Here is a 16,969-nt window from a genome sequence, read left to right as displayed (position 1 = left end):
AGAAACCCATCACATATCCGCCAGCAGGAGGATGTGCAGGCGGCCGGGACCGTGGGCGTGCACCTGGGGGGTCTGTTCGATGTCGGCGGTGCGGGAGGGGCCGGTGACGAAGTTCACCGTGCGGGGCTGGCCGCGGCCGCGGGCCCGCAGCATGTCCCAACCTTCCTCATAGGTGCCCACCAGCCGGGACAGGGGCAGCAGCACCACATGGTTGGTGGGCAGGAAGGCCAGGGTGGTGGCCTGGTCCGGCCCACTGGCCAGCATCAGGGTGCCCGTCTCCGCCACCCCCGCCACGGCAGTGGTCAGGCTGGTCTGGTCGTCGGCCGTGGCCCGGCCGAAGGCCACCTCCAGCATGGGCCGCCGGTCCCAGGGAAGGGACTGGAGCAGCGGGTCCGGCGCCACCCGCACCCGGGCGGGCAAATTGTGGTTGGACAGGTAGTCGGCAGCCATGTGCGGCACCCGGGCCGGGTCGGTCACCAATTCCACCGTGGCGCCCACCGCCTGGGCCATGCGCTGGAACAGCTCGACCTGCTGGGCGGGGGGAGCTGGGCGCGCAGGGGGATGACGTTGCGGGCATGGCGGGCCAGCCGGTCGGCCACGGCGGCGCGGGCCGCCGCCTCGTCCCGCTGGCCCTCCACCGCGCGGCGGATGGTGCCCAGGATGCCGCTGCGGGCGTCGTCAGCCATGGTGGACTCCGGTCCGGCGGGCCTTGTACAGCTCCTGGAAGGTCTTGCCCGCCGGGGCGGGGAAGTCCCGCGCCGCGGTCCAGGCGCCCGCCAGGGGCAGGCTGCGGAAGCGGCCCCGCTTGGCCCCGGCCATGCCGAGCACCCGCATGCCCAGGCCGGTGGCGAGGCGGTAGAGGCCGGGACGCCGGGCGACGAAGGCCCAGACGCCCAGGCCCCAGCGCTGGGCCGGCGGGCTGAGCTTGCCCTCAAACTCTTTCTCCCGCCACAGGCGCATCAGCTTCGGCAGGGGGATGCGCACGGGGCAGACGCTTTCGCACCGGCCGCAGAAGGTGCTGGCGTTGGGCAGGTGCCGCGCCTCCGCGATGCCCAGCAGGGCCGGGTCCACCACCGCGCCGATGGGGCCCGGATAGACCCAGCCATAGGCGTGCCCGCCGACGGCATGGTAGACGGGGCAGTGGTTCATGCAGGCGCCGCAGCGGATGCAGCGCAGCGCCTCCTGCATCTCCGTCCCCAGCAGGGCGCTGCGGCCATTGTCCAGCAGCACCACATGGAAGGCTTCCGGCCCGTCAAGGTCGTCCGCCCGGCGCGGGCCGGTGGAGAAGGTGGTGTATGTCGAGAACTCCTGCCCCGTGGCGGAGCGGGCCAGCAGCCGCAGCAGGGTGGAGGCATCCTCCAGCGTCGGGACCACTTTCTCGATGCTGGTCAGGACGATGTGGGTCTTGGCCAGGGTCTGGGTCAGGTCGCCATTGCCCTCGTTGGTCACGATGACGGTGCTGCCCGTTTCCGCGATCAGGAAGTTGGCGCCGGTGATCCCCACCTCGGCGTTCAGGAACTTGTCCCGCAGCAGCACCCGCGCCTCGGTCAGCAGGTCGGCGGGTTCCGACAGCTTGCGGTCGCTGGCCAAGTGGGTGTGGACCCGGCGGAAGTCGTCGGCCACCTGCTCCTTCGACAGGTGCAGGGCCGGGGCGATGATGTGGCTGGGCGCCTCCTTGCGGATTTGCAGGATGTACTCGCCCAGGTCGGTCTCCACCACCTCCAGGCCTTCCGCCTCCAGGGCGGTGTTCAGGCCTACCTCCTCCGACACCATGGACTTGCCCTTGGTGACCATTTTGGCGCCGGCCTCCCGGCAGAGGCGCAGGATGATCTCCTTCGCCTCCGCGGCCGTCCGCGCCCAGTGCACGTGTCCGCCCCGGGCCCGCACGTTCTGCTCGAAGACCTCCAGGTACAGGTCCAGGTGGGCCAGGGTGTGGTCCTTGATGGCCTTGCCGGCGTCGCGCAGGGCCTCGAACTCCGGCAGGGCGGCGACGGCCTGGGCGCGCTTCAGGGGGAAGCCGGTCTTGAACTTGGTCAGGGCCTTGGTCAGGTCCGGGTCCGCCATGGCGGTCCGGGCGTTTTCCTTGAAGGCGTGGGCGGTGGACCTCATCGCGTGATCTCCCCTTCCCCTTGGCCGATGGGCGGTGCCGAGATGTCGCCGGCCAGCACCTCTGCCACGTGGCGCACCTTCACCGGGCTGCCCAGCCGTTGCAGCCGCCCGGCCATGTTCATCAGGCAGCCCATGTCCCCCGCCAGCAGCGTGTCAGCCCCGGTGGAGGTGATGTGGGCGGCCTTGTCGCTGACCATCTTGGCGGAGATGTCGGGGTACTTGACGCAGAAGGTGCCGCCGAAGCCGCAGCAGACCTCCGCCTCCGGCAGCTCGGTCAGGGACAGGCCCTTGACGCTGGCCAGCAGTTCCCGCGGCTGCGCCTTCACCCCCAGCTCCCGCAGGCCGGAACAGCTGTCATGGTAGGTGACGGTGCCGGGGTAGCTTGCCTGCACGCCCCGCATGCCGCGGACATCCACCAGGAAGGACACCAGCTCATGGGTGCGCCTTGCCAGGAAATGGGCCCGCTGCGCCCAGTCCGGCTCATCCGCCAGGGCTTCCGGGTAGTGCTTGCGCAGCATGCCGGCGCAGGAGCCGCTGGGCGCCACCACATAGTCGCAGCCCTCGAAGGCCTGGATCACGGCCTTGGCCAGGGCCACCGTGTCGGCCCGGTCGCCGCTGTTCCAGGCGGGCTGGCCGCAGCAGGTCTGTTCCGGCACCACCACGTCGCAGCCGGCATCCTCCAGCAGCTTGACGGCGGAGAAGCCGACGGAGGGTCGGAACAGGTCCACCAGACAGGTGACCAGCAGGCCGACGCGGGGACGGGGTTTTTCGGGGAAGCTGTTCATGGGGAAGGAGAATAGGGACGCGCCCCCCGCAGGGCAACGGCACCGATGGCTGCGTTGCGGGATCACCCGCGCGCCCATCCGCCCACAAGCCCCGCCAGGCACAAGGCGGCAGGGGTGGATGCTTGACGTCGCTTGACTAAGTTGACCTTAACTTTACCTGATTTGACGCTTAACTTTACCGAGATAAAGTTATATGTGCCTGATTTGGCTAGGGAAATGGTCTTAAGGTGACTAACTTTACCGGGTCCGGGTTTGGTAAAGTTAAGGGATACTCAGCAAGGCTTTTACAGGCATATTCACATTTCCAAGAACCGCCGCGCCGGGAAAGCGCAGGCGGACAGGATGGCATGCTTTAGGACAGCTGTCCAGGCGGAGGGATGGTTAGGGAAACACGGATGCAACGAAGCAAAAGGACTTCATAGATAGGAGGACAAGACATTCTGCATCCAGCAAAAATAAGCAGATCCTCGTTCGCAGGATTCCGAAGATATCTACAGACCCGTTTTTTCAATATTTTCCCACTTCTCTTATACCCACGCAATCCAGCCAATCCTGTTCCCCCACCACCCCGCGCCCATCTGCCCCACCCGCCGCCAGCAGCCCGGGACAGGCGAAGGAATTCCAGGCACGAGGCCCTGTTGGCAGCCCCACAGGCAAGCCGAGTGCCCCCATGCCCCGCGCCGCACGCCAGCCAGACCCAGGACCCGACCCCGTCCCGCCCCCTGGGAAGGATCCGTTCGACATCGACCTGGTGTTCGGCCTGTTGCGGGAGGCGACGGCCGGGTTGCCCAAGGCGGCCATGTTCGAGCTGCGGGACCGGGGGCATGGCACGCCGTTCGAGCAGTTGGTCTCAGCCCTGATCTCCGCCCGCACGCGGGATGAGGTCAGCCTGCCCGTGTCGCTGCGCCTGTTCGCGGTGGCGAACACGCCGGGGGCCATGGCCGCCCTGCCGGAGGAGCGGATCGTGGAACTGATCCACGGCGCCACCTTCCCGGAGCCGAAGGCGCGGGACATCAAGGAACTGTCCCGCCGCATCGCGGAGGAGCATGGCGGGCGGACGCCGGACACGCTGGAGGGGCTGACCGCCTTCCGCGGCGTCGGCCCGAAGATCGCCGGGTTGGCCCTGGGCATCGGCTATGGCCTGCCGGTGATCGCCGTGGACATCCATGTCCACCGGGTAACCAACCGCTGGGGCTATGTGGCGACAAAGACGCCGGAGGCGACATTGGCCGCGCTGGAGGCCATCCTGCCCCGCACCTATCGGGTGGAGATCAACGAACGGCTGGTGCCCTTCGGCAAGCACATCTGCACCGGGGTGGCCCCGCGCTGTTCCACCTGCCCCCTGCTGCGCCAATGCCAGCAGGTGGGGGTGACGGATCATGAGTAGGAGGTGGCGATCCGCGCTGCCACATACATTTGCACCACCTTGACGAGTGCCTGTGGCGTGTCATCCTCCGCAGAACGTTAGGGGAAAATACCATGGGTTTGCTGAGGGCTGCGCGGGCGTTTCTGACGGGGGTCATGGCTTGCGCGGCAATCGTGTTCTTCTTCGGAAGTCGGGAGCCCGCGGCGCCTTTGAAGGAATTGGCGCGGTTGTCCGTGCCCGAGATCATGCAGACCTATGCCGAAAGCCACCGTGAGAACCGCAACATCCTGAGCATGGTCAGCATTGGGTCCGCTTTGGGCCTTGTCGGGGTGTCCTTGGCAGAGATGGCACGGCAAAGGCGGGAAGGCCGCCCGTCCTGACGCTTGGCTCACGCGGGCAAGGGCCCGCGGGCCGGCAGTCGCCGGCCTCCAAGCTCATGATCCAACAACTCATGCGCTTGGTAAAGTCCTGCTGTTCAGCTTCCGTGGTGCCTTATGCCAGATACTGCCCAACCAGAGGGGTTGGCTCGTTCCAGGCAGGCAAGGGGCAAGTTGATCGCTTCTACTGCGCCGCCTGGGTGATGGCCGGGGTGAGACTGCCGCCGCCCCCGTCGGGCAGGTCCACCGGCAGGCGGCAGCGCACGGTGGTGCCGACGCCGTTGGTGCTTTCCATGGACACGCTGCCGCCGTGCAGCTCGATGAAGCTCTTGACCAGGGACAGGCCGAGGCCGGCGCCGGAGCCGTTGGCGGGGCCCTGGCCGCGCTCGAACCGGCCGAAGACCCGCTGCCGGTCCCCCTGGGGGATGCCGATGCCGGTGTCGCTGACGGCCAGGGTCACCGCGTCGGGCGTGCGGACGGCGGACAGGGTGATTCGGCCGCCGGCGGGGGTGAACTTGATGGCGTTGCTGACCAGGTTGAACAGGGCCTGCTTCAGCCGCTTCTCGTCCCCCGACAGGGTGCCGATGCCGTCATGCACCTCCACCCGCAGGTCCAGGGATTGCTTGCGCGCCCAGTCGCGGGTCAGGCCCGCCACCCCGTGGAGGAGCTGGGCCACGTCCACCGGTTCCCGTTCCAGCACCATGAAGCCGGCCTCGATGGTGGCCAGGTCCAGGATGTCGTTCACCAGCGCCAGCAGGCGGCGGCTGGCCTCCAGCACGCCGCGGGCATATTCGAGCTGGCGGACGTTCAGTTCCCCGAAATACTGGTTATGCAGGATTTCCGCGAAGCCCATGATGGCGTTCAGCGGCGTGCGCAGTTGGTAGCTGACGTTGGCGATGAATTCGGACTTCAGCCGGTCCGCCGTCTCCAGCGCCTCGTTGCTGGCGCGCAAGGCCTTTTCCACCCGCACGGTGTCCGTGATGTCCAGGCAGGACAGCAGCACCGCCCCGTCGGGCAGCGGCACCTGGGTGTAGCGCACCACCGTGCCGTCGGAGCAGTTGATGTGGCCCGACGTCCCTTCCCGGTCCAGCAGCCGGGCCACCAGCTCGCCCTTCTGTTCCCGCCAGTCGCCGCCCATGTGCAGCAGGCCGCGCACCGCCTCCACCACCTCGCCCACATGGGGTTCGCCGCGCAGCACATCCGACCCCAGGCGCCAGAGCCGGGCGAAAGCCGGGTTGGACAGTTTCAGCCGCCCGTCGCCGCCGAACACGGCCACCCCCTCGGCCAGATTGTCCAGCGTTTCCTGCTGCACGGCCATCAGGGTGTTGTAGGAGGATTCCAGCGCCAGCGTGTGGGTGACGTCCTCCATCACGAACATCAGCCCGCCGAACGGGTGCGGCACGGACAGGGACCGCAGGGTCCGCCCGTCCGGCAAGTGGACCAGATCCTCCTGGGGCTCAATCAGGCTGGTGAACTGGCCCAGCATCTGACGCTTCCAGCGGGGGAAGTCCGCCTCCTCCGTCAGCTTGCGGCGGGCGCGCAAATCCTCCAGCACCTCGCCATAGGGCGGCTCGGTGCGCAGCCAGCCCTCGTCCAGGCCCCAGAGGCGGGCATAGGCCTGGTTGTAGAATTTCAGCCGCGTGTCCGGGCCATAGATGGCGATGGCGGAGCCGAGCTGCTCCAGCACCTCCGCATGGGCGCCGATATGGCGGTCCAACTCGTCGGCAAAGTGCCGTTCCCGGGTGCGGTCCACGGCGAAGCCGAAGAAGCCGCCGCTGGCCACCGGCATCTCCGTCAGCTCGAACAGGCGGCGGTCCCCTTCCACCACGACGAAGCGCGCCTCGGTGATGGCGGCGCCCCGTTCCCGCGCCACCAGGGCGAGGCCGCGGGCCGGCTCCGCGAAGCCCGAGGTAGGCAGCTCCATCTGTTCCGCAACCACCCGCTCCGGCGTGGTGTCCACCAGCCGGGCGAAGGCGCGGTTGCACCAAGTGATGCTGAGGTCGCGGCCCCGCTGCCAGGCCGGCAGGGCCAGGGCATCCAGGCTGTCCAACAGGTGCCGGCGTTCCCGCTCCGCCTCGGCCCGCGCGCTGGCCAGCCGCAGTTCCGCCGCCGCCTGGGGGGTCGCGTCGCGCAGCCAGAGCACGTCCAGGGCGCCGCCGCCGGCCTGGTGCCCGCGCCCGCCCGCCGCCTGGAAGGTGCGGCTGCCGTCGGCGAGGCGGACGGTGATCAGGAAAGGCTGGCCCGTTTCCCGCAGGTGGGCCACCACCCCGTGCAGGGCGGCGGCATCGGACGGGGCCAGGGCCTGTTCCACCATGTCCAGGCTGTCCACCCGGGACAGGCCCAGCATGGCGGCAAAATCCTCGCTGCCGGCATGGGCGCCGACGCGGCCGTCCGGCCCCATCTCCCAAGCGAACCAGGGGTCGGGCATGGCCCCGACCATGGCCTTCATGCGCTGCGCCTCAGCACCCGCGTCCACCACCTGCCGCCCGGCGGCGCGCAGCACCCGGCGCAGGCGGTAGAGGCACCAGAGGGCACCCGCCACCGACAGGCCCGCGGCCAGGGCATAGGGCAGCGGCCCCGCGGTCCCCTTGGACAGAGCGAGCAGGATGAGCCCCGCGAGCACCAGGATGGCGGCCCCGATGCCCGCGAGGTATGTCCCCGTGGGCGGTGTCGTCACAGGAACCAATCTAGTAAAGCGGTGTGGCAGAATGCAAGGCGGGCAGGCCTATTCCGGAAAAATTCCGTGGGATTTCTGCCTGCCGCAAAGGAAAGGGGCGCGACCGGATGGCCGCGCCCCCGCATTTCCCACAAATGTGAGGGAAATTCTTAGTAACGATAGTGGTCCGGCTTGAACGGGCCGGCCTTCTCCACGCCGATGTACTGGGCCTGGGCGGGGGTCAGCTCGGTGAGCTTCACGCCGATCTTGGCCAGGTGCAGGCGGGCCACCTTCTCGTCCAGGTGCTTCGGCAGCACGTAGACCTTGTTCTCATAGTTCTTGTGGTTGGTCCACAGCTCGATCTGGGCCAGCACCTGGTTGGTGAAGCTGGCGGACATGACGAAGCTGGGGTGGCCGGTGGCGCAGCCCAGATTCACCAGGCGGCCCTTGGCCAGGACGATCAGGCGCTTGCCGTCGGGGAACACCACCTCGTCCACCTGCGGCTTCACCTCCTCCCACTTGTAGTTCTGGAGGGAGGCGATCTGGATCTCGGAGTCGAAGTGGCCGATGTTGCAGACGATGGCCCGGTCCTTCATGGCGCGCATGTGGTCCAGGGTGATCACGTCCACGTTGCCGGTGGCGGTGACGAAGATGTCGCCCACGGGGGCGGCCTCTTCCATCGTGACCACCTGGTAGCCCTGCATGGCGGCCTGCAGCGCGCAGATCGGGTCGATCTCCGTCACCAGGACGCGGGCGCCCTGGCTGCGCAGGCTGTCGGCAGAGCCCTTGCCCACGTCGCCGAAGCCGGCGACGACGGCGACCTTGCCGGCCATCATCACGTCGGTGGCGCGGCGGATGCCGTCCACCAGGGACTCGCGGCAGCCATACAGATTGTCGAACTTGGACTTCGTGACGCTGTCGTTGACGTTGATCGCCGGGACCTTGAGGGTGCCCTTCTTCATCATCTCATACAGCCGATGCACGCCGGTGGTGGTCTCCTCCGACAGGCCCTTCACCTCGGCCAGCATCTCCGGGTACTTGTCGTGCATGATCTGGGTGACGTCGCCGCCATCGTCCAGGATCATGTTCGGCGTCCAGCCGTCCGGGCCCCGCAGGGTCTGCTCGATGCACCACCAGAACTCTTCCTCGTTCATGCCCTTCCAGGCGAAGACGGGGATGCCGGCGGCGGCGATGGCGGCCGCGGCCTGGTCCTGGGTGGAGAAGATGTTGCAGGAGGACCAGCGCACGGAGGCGCCCAGGGCCGTCAGCGTCTCGATCAGGACGGCGGTCTGGATGGTCATGTGCAGGCAGCCGACGATGCGGGCGCCCTTCAGCGGCTGGGAGGCGCCGAACTCCTCGCGCAGGGCCATCAGGCCTGGCATCTCGGTCTCGGCGATGTTGATCTCCTTGCGGCCCCACTCGGCCAGGGAGATGTCCTTGACCCGGTAGTCGGTGAAGGCGGTGGCGCTCATGCTCGGTCCCTCGGAAACAGTCGTCTGGTGGCCCGGGGACGGCAGCCCCCGGACAAGCGCCTGGGTTCCCGGGCGCCGGCTGGGGCTGGGTGTACCAGCGGCGACGGGACCTAGCAAGCATAAAGATATCTTTATGTGTATATGAGAGGTGCGTGCCGGTTAGGGGGCGACGTGGGCGAGGAAGGCGGCGGGGGTGAGGATGGGGATGGACCGCACCTCCACCAGGGCGAGAAGGTCGTCATCCCCGGTCACGATGAAGTCGGCCCCACCGGCGACCGCGGTGGCGAGCACGATGTCGTCCTTTGGATCCCGGCAGAGGCCCGAGGCGGCGGAGATCATCAAATCGTCCTCCGGCGACGCGATGAGGCCCAGGAAAGACAGGCGCTCAGCCAATGGCGCGTACCGGTCGAACTTTGGACGGTGCAGCGTATCGACCAGTTCGGCCCGAAGGTGCACGGACAGGATCAAGCTGCCACGCACCCGCACATGATCCACGCACCGGCGGGGGACCGAGTTCTTGAACAGGACGGCGCTGACGATAACATTGGTATCGAAGGTGACCCTGGGGCCCAAGATCACCGCTCACCCCGGGCACGGGCGGCAATGCGTTCCGCCTTGGCTTCGTCCAGGATTTCCTGGAGGATCTCTTCGGTCAGGCCATTGCGCTGCGCCTCATCGCTCAGCCGGTCGCATGCTTCCATGAAGGCGGCCACCTGGGCCTGGCGGTCGGGCTCGGGCGCCACGGTGACGCGCACCAGGGCGGCGGGGTCCAGGTCCCGCGCAGGGCTTCGGGCAGGTCGCCGGCCAGGACGATGCGCGTGATGGCGTTCATGGGAGCTGAGGGTACCCAAGGCGAGCCCCCACGGCAAGGCATAGGCCCTTGCGCCGGGTCCGGCACGGCCCTATGCCGGGGGTCATGAGCCCCGACACCCTCGCCGCCCTCGCCCTCTCCAACCCGGTGAACCGGGCGGTGCTGGAGCGGCTGCCTGCCCTGGGGCTGCCCCAGGCGCACCTGGTGGCGGGGTGCGTGTACCAGGCGGTGTGGAACCACCGGTCCGGCCTGCCTGCCGACCATGGCGTCAAGGATTACGACGTCTTCTATTTCGACCCGGACACCAGCTACGGGGCCGAGGACCGGGCCATCCGGGCGGCAGAGGCGCTGTACGCCGACCTGGGCGCGGTGGTGGAGGTGCGGAACCAGGCGCGGGTGCACCTGTGGTACGAGGGGCGGTTCGGCCGGCCCTACCCGGCGCTGACATCCGCCCGCGACGGCATCGACCGGTTCCTGGTGGCCTGCACCTGCGTCGGTGTCACGCCGGACGGGCGAGGCGGCGTGGGGGAGGTGTACGCGCCGTACGGGCTGGATGAGCTGTGGGACGGGGTGCTGCGGCCCAACCCCGCCATCGACAACCCGCCCCGGCTGACGGAGAAGCTGGCCAGCTACCGGGCGCGCTGGCCGTGGCTGACGGTCGTGGCGTGAGGCGTGCGCGGATGGGTGGCGGGAATGCCCGTCCTCGCTTATAAGCCGGGCAACCACAAGGGACCGGGAGCCCGCGGACATGGCTTATCTTTGGGTCAAGGCGCTGCACGTCATCGCCATCATCGCCTGGATGGCGGCGATGCTCTACATGCCCCGGCTGTTCGTCTACCACACGGAGACGGAGCCCGGCTCGGCAGAGTCGGAGCGGTTCAAGGTCATGGAGCGCAGGCTGCTGAAGGCCATCATGACCCCGGCCATGATCGCCACCTTCATCCTGGGCATCACGCTGGTGGCCATGGAACCGGGCTGGCTGAAGGGCCAGGGCTGGCTGCACGCCAAGGTCCTGCTGGTGCTGGGCCTGGCCGCCATGCACGGCATGATGTCCAAGTGGCGCAAGGAGTTCGAGCGGGACGAGCGGGCCCGGCCGCAGAAGTTCTTCCGCATCATGAACGAGGTGCCGACCGCGCTGATGGTCGGCGTGGTCATCCTGGTGATCGTGAAGCCGTTTTAGGGGTCGCAGGTCGGATTAGCGGGGCGTAATCCGACAGCTGACCCGTGCGACGTCGGATTACGCGGCCTTGCGGCCGCTAATCCGACCTACGATTTACGCGACGGCCCGGCGCTCCTCGCACTGGTTGGCGCGGCGGCGGGCCACGTCCTGGACCAGGGCCAGCACCTCCGACGGGTAGACCCCGTCGCGGGCCATGACCATGTGCACCAAGGGGTCGTCCAGCAGCTCCCGCAGGCGGGGCTCGCCGGGGTACAGGAATGCGTCCGTCCGGTTCTCCATCGTGCCCTCCGTGCTACCTGGCCGCCTAGGGCCGCCACAACCGCCGATTCGTCCAACTATCGCGCAACGCACCCGCCAAAAGCAAAGTCGCGCGGGGATAACCCGCCCGGACGCTTGGCTTACCTCGTTACCCCCTACGATGCGGCGGGAACCTTGGATGCAAGCCCGCAAAGGGCAGGGTCGGCCCGGCAACGGGGGTGCGCCGATGCACCCGCATCCTGGCCGCCCCGACCGGGGACGGCTGTGCGCGCGGTCACGCCTAGGCCGAAGAGACGAACCGTTCGGCCTTCACCCCTTTCGGGCGGAAAACCAGAAAAAACTAATATGAAGACACCATTCCTGACGGCCAAGGACGGGCTCCCGCCCCTTGGCACCCGGCAAGGCCTCGCGTAGTCCTGAAAAAGCGAAGGGGCGCCGAAGCGCCCCCTGCCCCTTGCGCCTGCCTTTGGCGGTCACTGGTTCATGCTGTCGAAGAAGTCGTTGTTGGTCTTCGACTGCTTCAGCTTGTCCACCAGGAATTCCACGGCGTCCTGGGTGCCCATGGGGTTCAGGATGCGGCGCAGGATCCACATCTTTGCCATGGCGCCCTTGTCCACCAGCAGCTCTTCCTTGCGGGTGCCCGACTTCTGGATGTCGATGGCCGGGAAGATGCGCTTGTCGCTGAGCTTGCGGTCCAGCACGATCTCGCTGTTGCCGGTGCCCTTGAACTCTTCGAAGATCACCTCGTCCATGCGGCTGCCGGTGTCGATCAGCGCCGTGGCAATGATGGTCAGCGAACCGCCTTCCTCGATGTTGCGGGCGGCGCCGAAGAACCGCTTGGGCCGCTGCAGGGCGTTGGCGTCCACGCCGCCGGTCAGCACCTTGCCCGACGACGGCACCACCGTGTTGTATGCGCGGCCCAGACGGGTGATGCTGTCCAGCAGGATCACCACGTCACGCTTGTGCTCCACCAGCCGCTTGGCCTTTTCCAGCACCATCTCCGTCACCTGCACGTGGCGGGTGGCGGGCTCGTCGAAGGTGGAGCTGATGACCTCACCCCGCACGGAGCGGGCCATGTCGGTCACCTCTTCCGGCCGCTCGTCGATGAGCAGGACGATCAGGTAGACCTCGGGGTGGTTGGTGGCGATGCTGTGGGCGATGTTCTGCAACATCACCGTCTTGCCGGTACGCGGCGGCGCCACGATCAGGGCGCGCTGCCCCTTGCCGAGCGGGCTGACCAAGTCGATGACCCGGGTGGTCATGTCCTTCTTCTTGCCGCTGAGGTCGACCTCGATCTCCAGCTTCAGCCGCTCATCCGGGTACAGCGGCGTCAGGTTGTCGAAGTTGATGCGGTGGCGCACCTTCTCCGGGTGGTCGAAGTTGATCGTGCTGACCTTCAGCAGGGCGAAGTAGCGCTCCCCATCCTTGGGCGCACGGATCTGCCCCTCCACCGTGTCGCCGGTGCGCAGGCCGAAGCGCTTCACCTGGGACGGGGAGACATAGATATCGTCCGGGCCCGGCAGGTAGTTGGCTTCCGGGCTGCGCAGGAACCCGAACCCGTCCGACAGGACCTCCAGCACGCCCTCGCCATAGATGGGCACGTCGTTGTCGGCCAGCTGCTTCAGGATGGCGAACATCATGTCCTGCTTGCGCAGGGTGCCCGCGTTCTCGATCTGCAGCTCCTCCGCGAAGGCGAGGAGTTCGGCGGGGTCTTGGCCTTGAGTTCCTGGAGATTCATGGATGGTGCGTGTCTGAGGCTGCGGGGGGATGGTCGGGGGAGGGGAGAATCCGGTCGGGCTGGCCGGGGAGGCCGCACCAAACCGTTGCTCGGTCCGGGGTAGATGCCGCGGTTGGGTCACCCGGACGTCGCCCGGGGGACGGGCGGCGGAGAACGCCTTGGGTTCTCGGGGAAGCGGGCCTTTGGCGGAATGGATGGTTAGCCCACCCCCTGGGGCAAGTCAAAGCAAAAGCGATACCGCCTTGTGGCGATTTCGGAGGGGGGTGGTGGGGCTTGGTCCGGCCGGGATTGAGGTCGATCAATGCGGCGAACCGTTCGCCCTGACAAAGGTCACCGGGCCCGCCCGCGACAAGAAGGGACGCCATGCCCGCCACCCGCCCGCAAGCGCCCCCCGCCCTGCCGCCCGACTGGCATGCCCTGCCGGGGGAAGAGGTGCTGGCCCATCTGGGCAGCAGCGGGCAAGGCTTGGCCGGGGACGAAGCCGCGCGGCGCCTGTCCCTGCACGGCCCCAACCGGCTGACGCCGCCGCCGCGGGTGTCCGCCCTGCGCCGCTTCCTGCGCCAGTTCGCCAATGCCCTGATCGCCATCCTGATCCCGGCCGCCCTGGTGATGGCCCTGCTGGGGGAGTATGCGGATGCCGCCGTGGTGCTGGCCGTGGTGCTGATCAACGCCCTGATCGGCCATGTCCAGGAAGGCAAGGCGGAGCAGGCGCTGGACGCCATCCGCGACATGCTGTCCCCCCAGGCCGCCGTGCTGCGGGCGGGGGAGCGGCAGACCGTCCCGGCCGAGAGCCTGGTGCCCGGCGACGTGGTGGTGCTGGCGGCGGGGGACAAGGTTCCCGCCGACCTGCGCCTGCTGGAGGCCAAGGGGCTGGAGGTGCAGGAATCCGCCCTGACGGGGGAAAGCGTCGCCTCCCCCAAGGCCAGCCACCCAGCCGCCCCCTCCGCCGCCCTGGGCGACCGGCATTCCGTGGCCTTTTCCGGCACGCTGGTGACCCGCGGGGCCGGGCTGGGGGTGGTGGCGGCCACGGGGGACGCCACGGAACTGGGCCGCATCGGCCGCCTGCTGGCCGGGACGGACAACGGGGAGACGCCGCTGATGGCCCAGGTGGGCAGCTTCGGCCGCTGGCTGACCGCCGCCATCCTGGTGCTGGGCGGGCTGACCTTTGCCGTCGGCGTGCTGTTCCGCGGCTATACGGCGACGGAGATGTTCCAGGCGGCGGTGGGGCTGGCCGTGGCCGCCATCCCGGAGGGGCTGCCCGCCATCCTGACCGTGACCCTGGCCATCGGCGTGACCCGCATGGCAAGGCGCAAGGCCATCATCCGCCACATGCCGACGGTGGAGACCCTGGGCGCCGTCAGCATCATCTGCACCGACAAGACCGGCACCTTGACCCGGAACGAGATGACGGTCCGCACCGCCCTGGCCGGCACCGCGATGTGGCGGGCGGAGGGCGTGGGCTATGCGCCCGAGGGAGCGCTGGCGCTGGCGGAGGGGGACGGGTCCCCTGCCCTGCTGGCCGACCTGGCCCGGGCCGGGTTGCTGTGCAATGACGCCCAACTGGTGAAGGTGGACGGCGACTGGACGGTGCAGGGCGACCCGGTGGACGGGGCGCTGCTGGCCTTCGCCGGCAAGGCGGGGCTGCCCCTGGCGGACGGGGGCACCGGGCACGGGCGGCTGGACGCCGTGCCGTTCGAGAGCGACCGGGCCTTCATGGCCACCCTGAACCGGCCGCCGGGCGGGGCGTCCACGGCCTATGTGAAGGGCGCGCCGGAGGCGATCCTGGCCCGCGCCGCCCTGGAGGAGCACCCGGACGGCCTCCGCCCCCTGGACCATGCCGCCTGGACGGCGCGGGTGGAGCGCTTGGCGGCGGAGGGGCAGCGGGTGCTGGCGGTGGCCTACAAGCCCATGGACGCGGCGGAGGTGCTGGAGGTCCGCGACCTGGACGGGGGCCTGGTGCTGCTGGGGCTGGTGGGGCTGATCGACCCGCCGCGGGAGGAGGCGCGCCGCGCCGTGGGCCAGTGCGCCGCCGCCGGCATCGCCGTGAAGATGATCACCGGCGACCATGGCCGCACTGCCAAGGCCATCGCCGAGTCCGTAGGCATACGGGGCGGGGTGGTGACCGGGGCCGAGCTGGACGCGCTGGACGATGACGGCTTGGCGCGGGCGGCCCGGGACAACGCCGTCTTCGCCCGCGCCACGCCGGAGCACAAGATCCGGCTGGTGGACGCGCTGCGCCGGGACGGGGGCATCATCGCCATGACCGGCGACGGGGTTAACGACGCCCCGGCCCTGAAGGCCGCCGACGTGGGCGTGGCCATGGGCGCCAAGGGCACGGAGGTGGCGAAGGAGGCCGCCGACATGGTGCTGGCCGACGACAACTTCGCCACCATCGTCCATGCGGTGGAGGAGGGGCGGACGGTCTTCGACAACCTCCGCAAGGCGCTGACCTATGTGTTGCCCACCAGCTTCGGCCAGGCGGGGACCATCGTGCTGGCGGTGCTGGCCGGGACCCTGCTGCCGGTGACGCCCTTGCAGGTGCTGTGGGTGAACCTGGTCACGGCCGTGACCCTGTCCCTGACCATCGCCTTCGACCCCGCGGACCCGGGCCTGATGGCCCGCCCGCCCCGGCCGCCGCGGGTGCCGCTGCTGTCCGGCTTCCTGGTCTGGCGCATCGGCTTCGTCACCGGGCTGATGGTGGCGGGTTGCGCCCTGGTCTTCTTCCAGGCCCTGGCCGACGGCCGCCCGGTGGAGCAGGCCCGCACCCTGGTGGTGAACGCCCTGGTGCTGTTCGAGGCGGCCTACCTGTTCAACTGCCGCTCCCTGCTGGCCAGCGCCTTCCGGCGGGACACGCTGGCGGGCAACCGGCTGACCCTGGCGGCCGTGGCGCTGGTCCTGGCCCTCCAGCTCGCCTTCACCTACGCCCCGCCGCTGCAGGCCGTGTTCGGCACCATGGGCACCCCGCGGGGGACTGGCTGGCGCTGGCCGGGCTGGCGGTGGTGCTGTTCCTGCTGGTGGAGGGGGAGAAGGTGGTGGTGCGGCGGTGGGGATGACCCGTACCCTCATGGAAGCACCCGCGGCAAAGTCCTGGGCGGTTCGCCAGAGGATGGCGTGCTGACTTGGAACGCAGAGGACGCAGAGGGCCGCAGAGGACACAGAGGAACTTACAAGAACAGGGATGAGAGGGATGGCCGGTGAGGACAGGGATGGGTTCGGCTTGGGACGCGGGCGGTTCCCACCCAAGGGATCAAATCGGGCACGATGCTCCTGGCGGTAAGGCAATGCTCCAGGGTACCGCAAACCCTCTGTGTCCTCTGCGGCCCTCTGCGTCCTCTGCGTTCCCAATACCCCTTCACGGCGCGCACGGCGGCTGGAAAGGTGCCCGACGGCAAACCCCTTCCCCAAACCGACACGCCCTAGCCGACGGGCCAAGCACCCGCTAGCAGTTCCCTAACCCTTTCGTGCTAAAAGGGACCCTGCCCGTTTCCCGGAGGAGCGCCTTGCCCCTCAGCCGCCGCGCCTTTTCCCTGCTGTTCCCCCTGGCCCTCGCCGCCTGCGCCGCCCGCGCCCCGGTGCCGGAGGAGGGGCCGCCGCCTGACCTGCCGCCCCTGCCGGACGTGCGCCGGGTGGTGCTGGTGCATCCCCAGAGCGGGGAGCGGGCGGACGTGGTCTATTTCCACAATGGCGGCTACGACAAGCGGGCGCTGGAGAAGGTGAACCTGCTGCTGCGCGACCGGAACAGCGGGGAGGTGGCAGGCATCGACCCGCTGCTGCTGGACTTCGTCTTCGACCTGCTCTACCGCACCGGCCTGCCGCCCACGACGGAGGTGCACGTCTCCTCCGGCTACCGCTCGCCCCAGAGCAACGCCCAACTGGTCAAGCAGAACGGCGGCGCGGCGCGGGAGAGTTTCCACCTGCAAGGCAAGGCGCTGGATTTCAAGGTCCCCGTCCTGCCCGGCGGCGCCCTGGCGGAGATCGCCAAAACCATGCAACGCGGCGGCGCCGCCTACTACCCCTCCACCGGCCACACGCATATCGACACGGGGCCCGTGCGGACGTGGCGCACGCGGTAGGTTGGGGTGCGGGACGAGGGCGGTCGGGCCTGGGGAGGGGTTACGGCCGTTGACACGGACGACACGGATGCCGCTGGCGCGGCCACGGACGACACGGACAAGGTGATGGTGCTCGAGCCGGGGGTGGCCTACGGCGTACATGAA

The 16,969-nt window shown here is 68.9% G+C and carries 15 protein-coding genes and 1 pseudogene; 6 read left to right on the top strand and 10 right to left on the bottom strand.

What is annotated here, in order from left to right; all coding sequences use genetic code 11:
* Nucleotides 1-9: 9 nt before the first annotated feature.
* Genes HHL28_RS00385 through HHL28_RS00370 form a run of 4 tightly spaced genes read right to left on the bottom strand, consistent with a single transcriptional unit; the run spans nt 10 to nt 2,894 of the window.
* Nucleotides 10-510, bottom strand: coding sequence for a LutC/YkgG family protein (locus HHL28_RS00385; RefSeq protein WP_169654493.1), 501 nt, complete (start codon nt 508-510; stop codon nt 10-12).
* A complete protein-coding gene (locus HHL28_RS00380; RefSeq protein WP_169654491.1) occupies nt 474-686 on the bottom strand; it encodes a hypothetical protein in 213 nt (70 codons plus the stop codon). The genes HHL28_RS00385 and HHL28_RS00380 overlap by 37 nt, the downstream gene beginning before the upstream one ends.
* Entirely contained in the window at nt 679-2,109 is a 1,431-nt protein-coding gene (locus tag HHL28_RS00375) for a LutB/LldF family L-lactate oxidation iron-sulfur protein (RefSeq protein WP_075770657.1), read from the bottom strand. The genes HHL28_RS00380 and HHL28_RS00375 overlap by 8 nt, the downstream gene beginning before the upstream one ends.
* Complete coding sequence (locus HHL28_RS00370; protein ID WP_075770656.1) at nt 2,106-2,894, bottom strand: (Fe-S)-binding protein; 789 nt, start codon at nt 2,892-2,894, stop codon at nt 2,106-2,108. Before HHL28_RS00370 ends, HHL28_RS00375 begins: the two co-directional genes overlap by 4 nt.
* Before the next feature lie 670 nt (nt 2,895-3,564).
* Between HHL28_RS00370 and HHL28_RS00365 the strand changes: the two genes are divergently transcribed.
* Together HHL28_RS00365 and HHL28_RS00360 are read left to right on the top strand one after the other, a co-directional pair.
* On the top strand, nt 3,565-4,281 hold the full coding sequence (locus HHL28_RS00365) for an endonuclease III domain-containing protein (RefSeq protein ID WP_075770655.1): 717 nt from the start codon (nt 3,565-3,567) through the stop codon (nt 4,279-4,281).
* Between the two features lie 92 nt (nt 4,282-4,373).
* Entirely contained in the window at nt 4,374-4,640 is a 267-nt protein-coding gene (locus HHL28_RS00360; RefSeq protein ID WP_075770654.1) for a hypothetical protein, read from the top strand.
* A 181-nt stretch (nt 4,641-4,821) separates the two neighbouring features.
* On the opposite strand, the gene HHL28_RS00355 is transcribed toward HHL28_RS00360, so the two are convergent.
* The 4 genes from HHL28_RS00355 to HHL28_RS00340 form a co-directional block, all read right to left on the bottom strand.
* The gene (locus HHL28_RS00355) at nt 4,822-7,260 is read right to left on the bottom strand and encodes a PAS domain-containing sensor histidine kinase (RefSeq protein ID WP_404326154.1); all 2,439 of its coding nucleotides are present in this window, start codon (nt 7,258-7,260) and stop codon (nt 4,822-4,824) included.
* 203 nt (nt 7,261-7,463) lie between these two features.
* Nucleotides 7,464-8,765, bottom strand: a complete 1,302-nt coding sequence (gene ahcY / locus HHL28_RS00350; protein ID WP_075770653.1) for an adenosylhomocysteinase — start codon at nt 8,763-8,765, stop codon at nt 7,464-7,466.
* A 159-nt stretch (nt 8,766-8,924) separates the two neighbouring features.
* The gene (locus HHL28_RS00345) at nt 8,925-9,344 is read right to left on the bottom strand and encodes a putative toxin-antitoxin system toxin component, PIN family (protein ID WP_083699020.1); all 420 of its coding nucleotides are present in this window, start codon (nt 9,342-9,344) and stop codon (nt 8,925-8,927) included.
* Nucleotides 9,341-9,520, bottom strand: coding sequence for a hypothetical protein (locus HHL28_RS00340; RefSeq protein WP_169654489.1), 180 nt, complete (start codon nt 9,518-9,520; stop codon nt 9,341-9,343). Before HHL28_RS00340 ends, HHL28_RS00345 begins: the two co-directional genes overlap by 4 nt.
* A 161-nt stretch (nt 9,521-9,681) precedes the next feature.
* Between HHL28_RS00340 and HHL28_RS00335 the strand changes: the two genes are divergently transcribed.
* Together HHL28_RS00335 and hemJ are read left to right on the top strand one after the other, a co-directional pair.
* The gene (locus HHL28_RS00335; RefSeq protein ID WP_075770682.1) at nt 9,682-10,245 is read left to right on the top strand and encodes a nucleotidyltransferase family protein; all 564 of its coding nucleotides are present in this window, start codon (nt 9,682-9,684) and stop codon (nt 10,243-10,245) included.
* A gap of 79 nt (nt 10,246-10,324) precedes the next feature.
* Nucleotides 10,325-10,756, top strand: coding sequence for a protoporphyrinogen oxidase HemJ (gene hemJ / locus HHL28_RS00330; RefSeq protein ID WP_075770651.1), 432 nt, complete (start codon nt 10,325-10,327; stop codon nt 10,754-10,756).
* Between the two features lie 93 nt (nt 10,757-10,849).
* Here the strand turns inward: hemJ and HHL28_RS00325 are convergent, their stop codons facing one another.
* Both HHL28_RS00325 and rho read right to left on the bottom strand, forming a co-directional pair.
* Complete coding sequence (locus HHL28_RS00325) at nt 10,850-11,035, bottom strand: hypothetical protein (protein ID WP_075770650.1); 186 nt, start codon at nt 11,033-11,035, stop codon at nt 10,850-10,852.
* Nucleotides 11,036-11,487: 452 nt separating this feature from the next.
* Nucleotides 11,488-12,752 (bottom strand): annotated as a pseudogene (gene rho, locus HHL28_RS00320) (transcription termination factor Rho).
* 363 nt (nt 12,753-13,115) lie between these two features.
* Between rho and HHL28_RS00315 the strand changes: the two are divergent.
* Nucleotides 13,116-15,950, top strand: a complete 2,835-nt coding sequence (locus HHL28_RS00315; RefSeq protein WP_404326151.1) for a cation-translocating P-type ATPase — start codon at nt 13,116-13,118, stop codon at nt 15,948-15,950.
* A 302-nt stretch (nt 15,951-16,252) separates the two neighbouring features.
* Nucleotides 16,253-16,825 carry a YcbK family protein gene (locus HHL28_RS00310; protein WP_075770647.1) on the top strand — a complete coding sequence of 191 codons (573 nt, stop codon included), beginning with the start codon at nt 16,253-16,255 and terminating at the stop codon, nt 16,823-16,825.
* The last annotated feature ends 144 nt before the right edge of the window (nt 16,826-16,969 follow it).

This window comes from Aerophototrophica crusticola (assembly GCF_012913305.1).
Taxonomy (GTDB): Bacteria; Pseudomonadota; Alphaproteobacteria; order Azospirillales; family Azospirillaceae; genus Niveispirillum; species Niveispirillum crusticola.
The sequence above is the reverse complement of the archived record's forward strand: the minus strand, read 5'-3'. Positions and strand labels throughout refer to the sequence as shown.

Bases quoted from the DNA above. Each gene is read 5' to 3' on its own strand.
- HHL28_RS00385 (WP_169654493.1), bottom strand. From the start codon at position 510: ATGGCCCAGGCGGTGGGCGCCACGGTGGAATTGGTGACCGACCCGGCC.
- HHL28_RS00380 (WP_169654491.1), bottom strand. From the start codon at position 686: ATGGCTGACGACGCCCGCAGCGGCATCCTGGGCACCATCCGCCGCGCG.
- HHL28_RS00375 (WP_075770657.1), bottom strand. From the start codon at position 2,109: ATGAGGTCCACCGCCCACGCCTTCAAGGAAAACGCCCGGACCGCCATG.
- HHL28_RS00370 (WP_075770656.1), bottom strand. From the start codon at position 2,894: ATGAACAGCTTCCCCGAAAAACCCCGTCCCCGCGTCGGCCTGCTGGTC.
- HHL28_RS00365 (WP_075770655.1), top strand. From the start codon at position 3,565: ATGCCCCGCGCCGCACGCCAGCCAGACCCAGGACCCGACCCCGTCCCG.
- HHL28_RS00360 (WP_075770654.1), top strand. From the start codon at position 4,374: ATGGGTTTGCTGAGGGCTGCGCGGGCGTTTCTGACGGGGGTCATGGCT.
- ahcY (WP_075770653.1), bottom strand. From the start codon at position 8,765: ATGAGCGCCACCGCCTTCACCGACTACCGGGTCAAGGACATCTCCCTG.
- HHL28_RS00335 (WP_075770682.1), top strand. From the start codon at position 9,682: ATGAGCCCCGACACCCTCGCCGCCCTCGCCCTCTCCAACCCGGTGAAC.
- hemJ (WP_075770651.1), top strand. From the start codon at position 10,325: ATGGCTTATCTTTGGGTCAAGGCGCTGCACGTCATCGCCATCATCGCC.
- HHL28_RS00325 (WP_075770650.1), bottom strand. From the start codon at position 11,035: ATGGAGAACCGGACGGACGCATTCCTGTACCCCGGCGAGCCCCGCCTG.
- HHL28_RS00315 (WP_404326151.1), top strand. From the start codon at position 13,116: ATGCCCGCCACCCGCCCGCAAGCGCCCCCCGCCCTGCCGCCCGACTGG.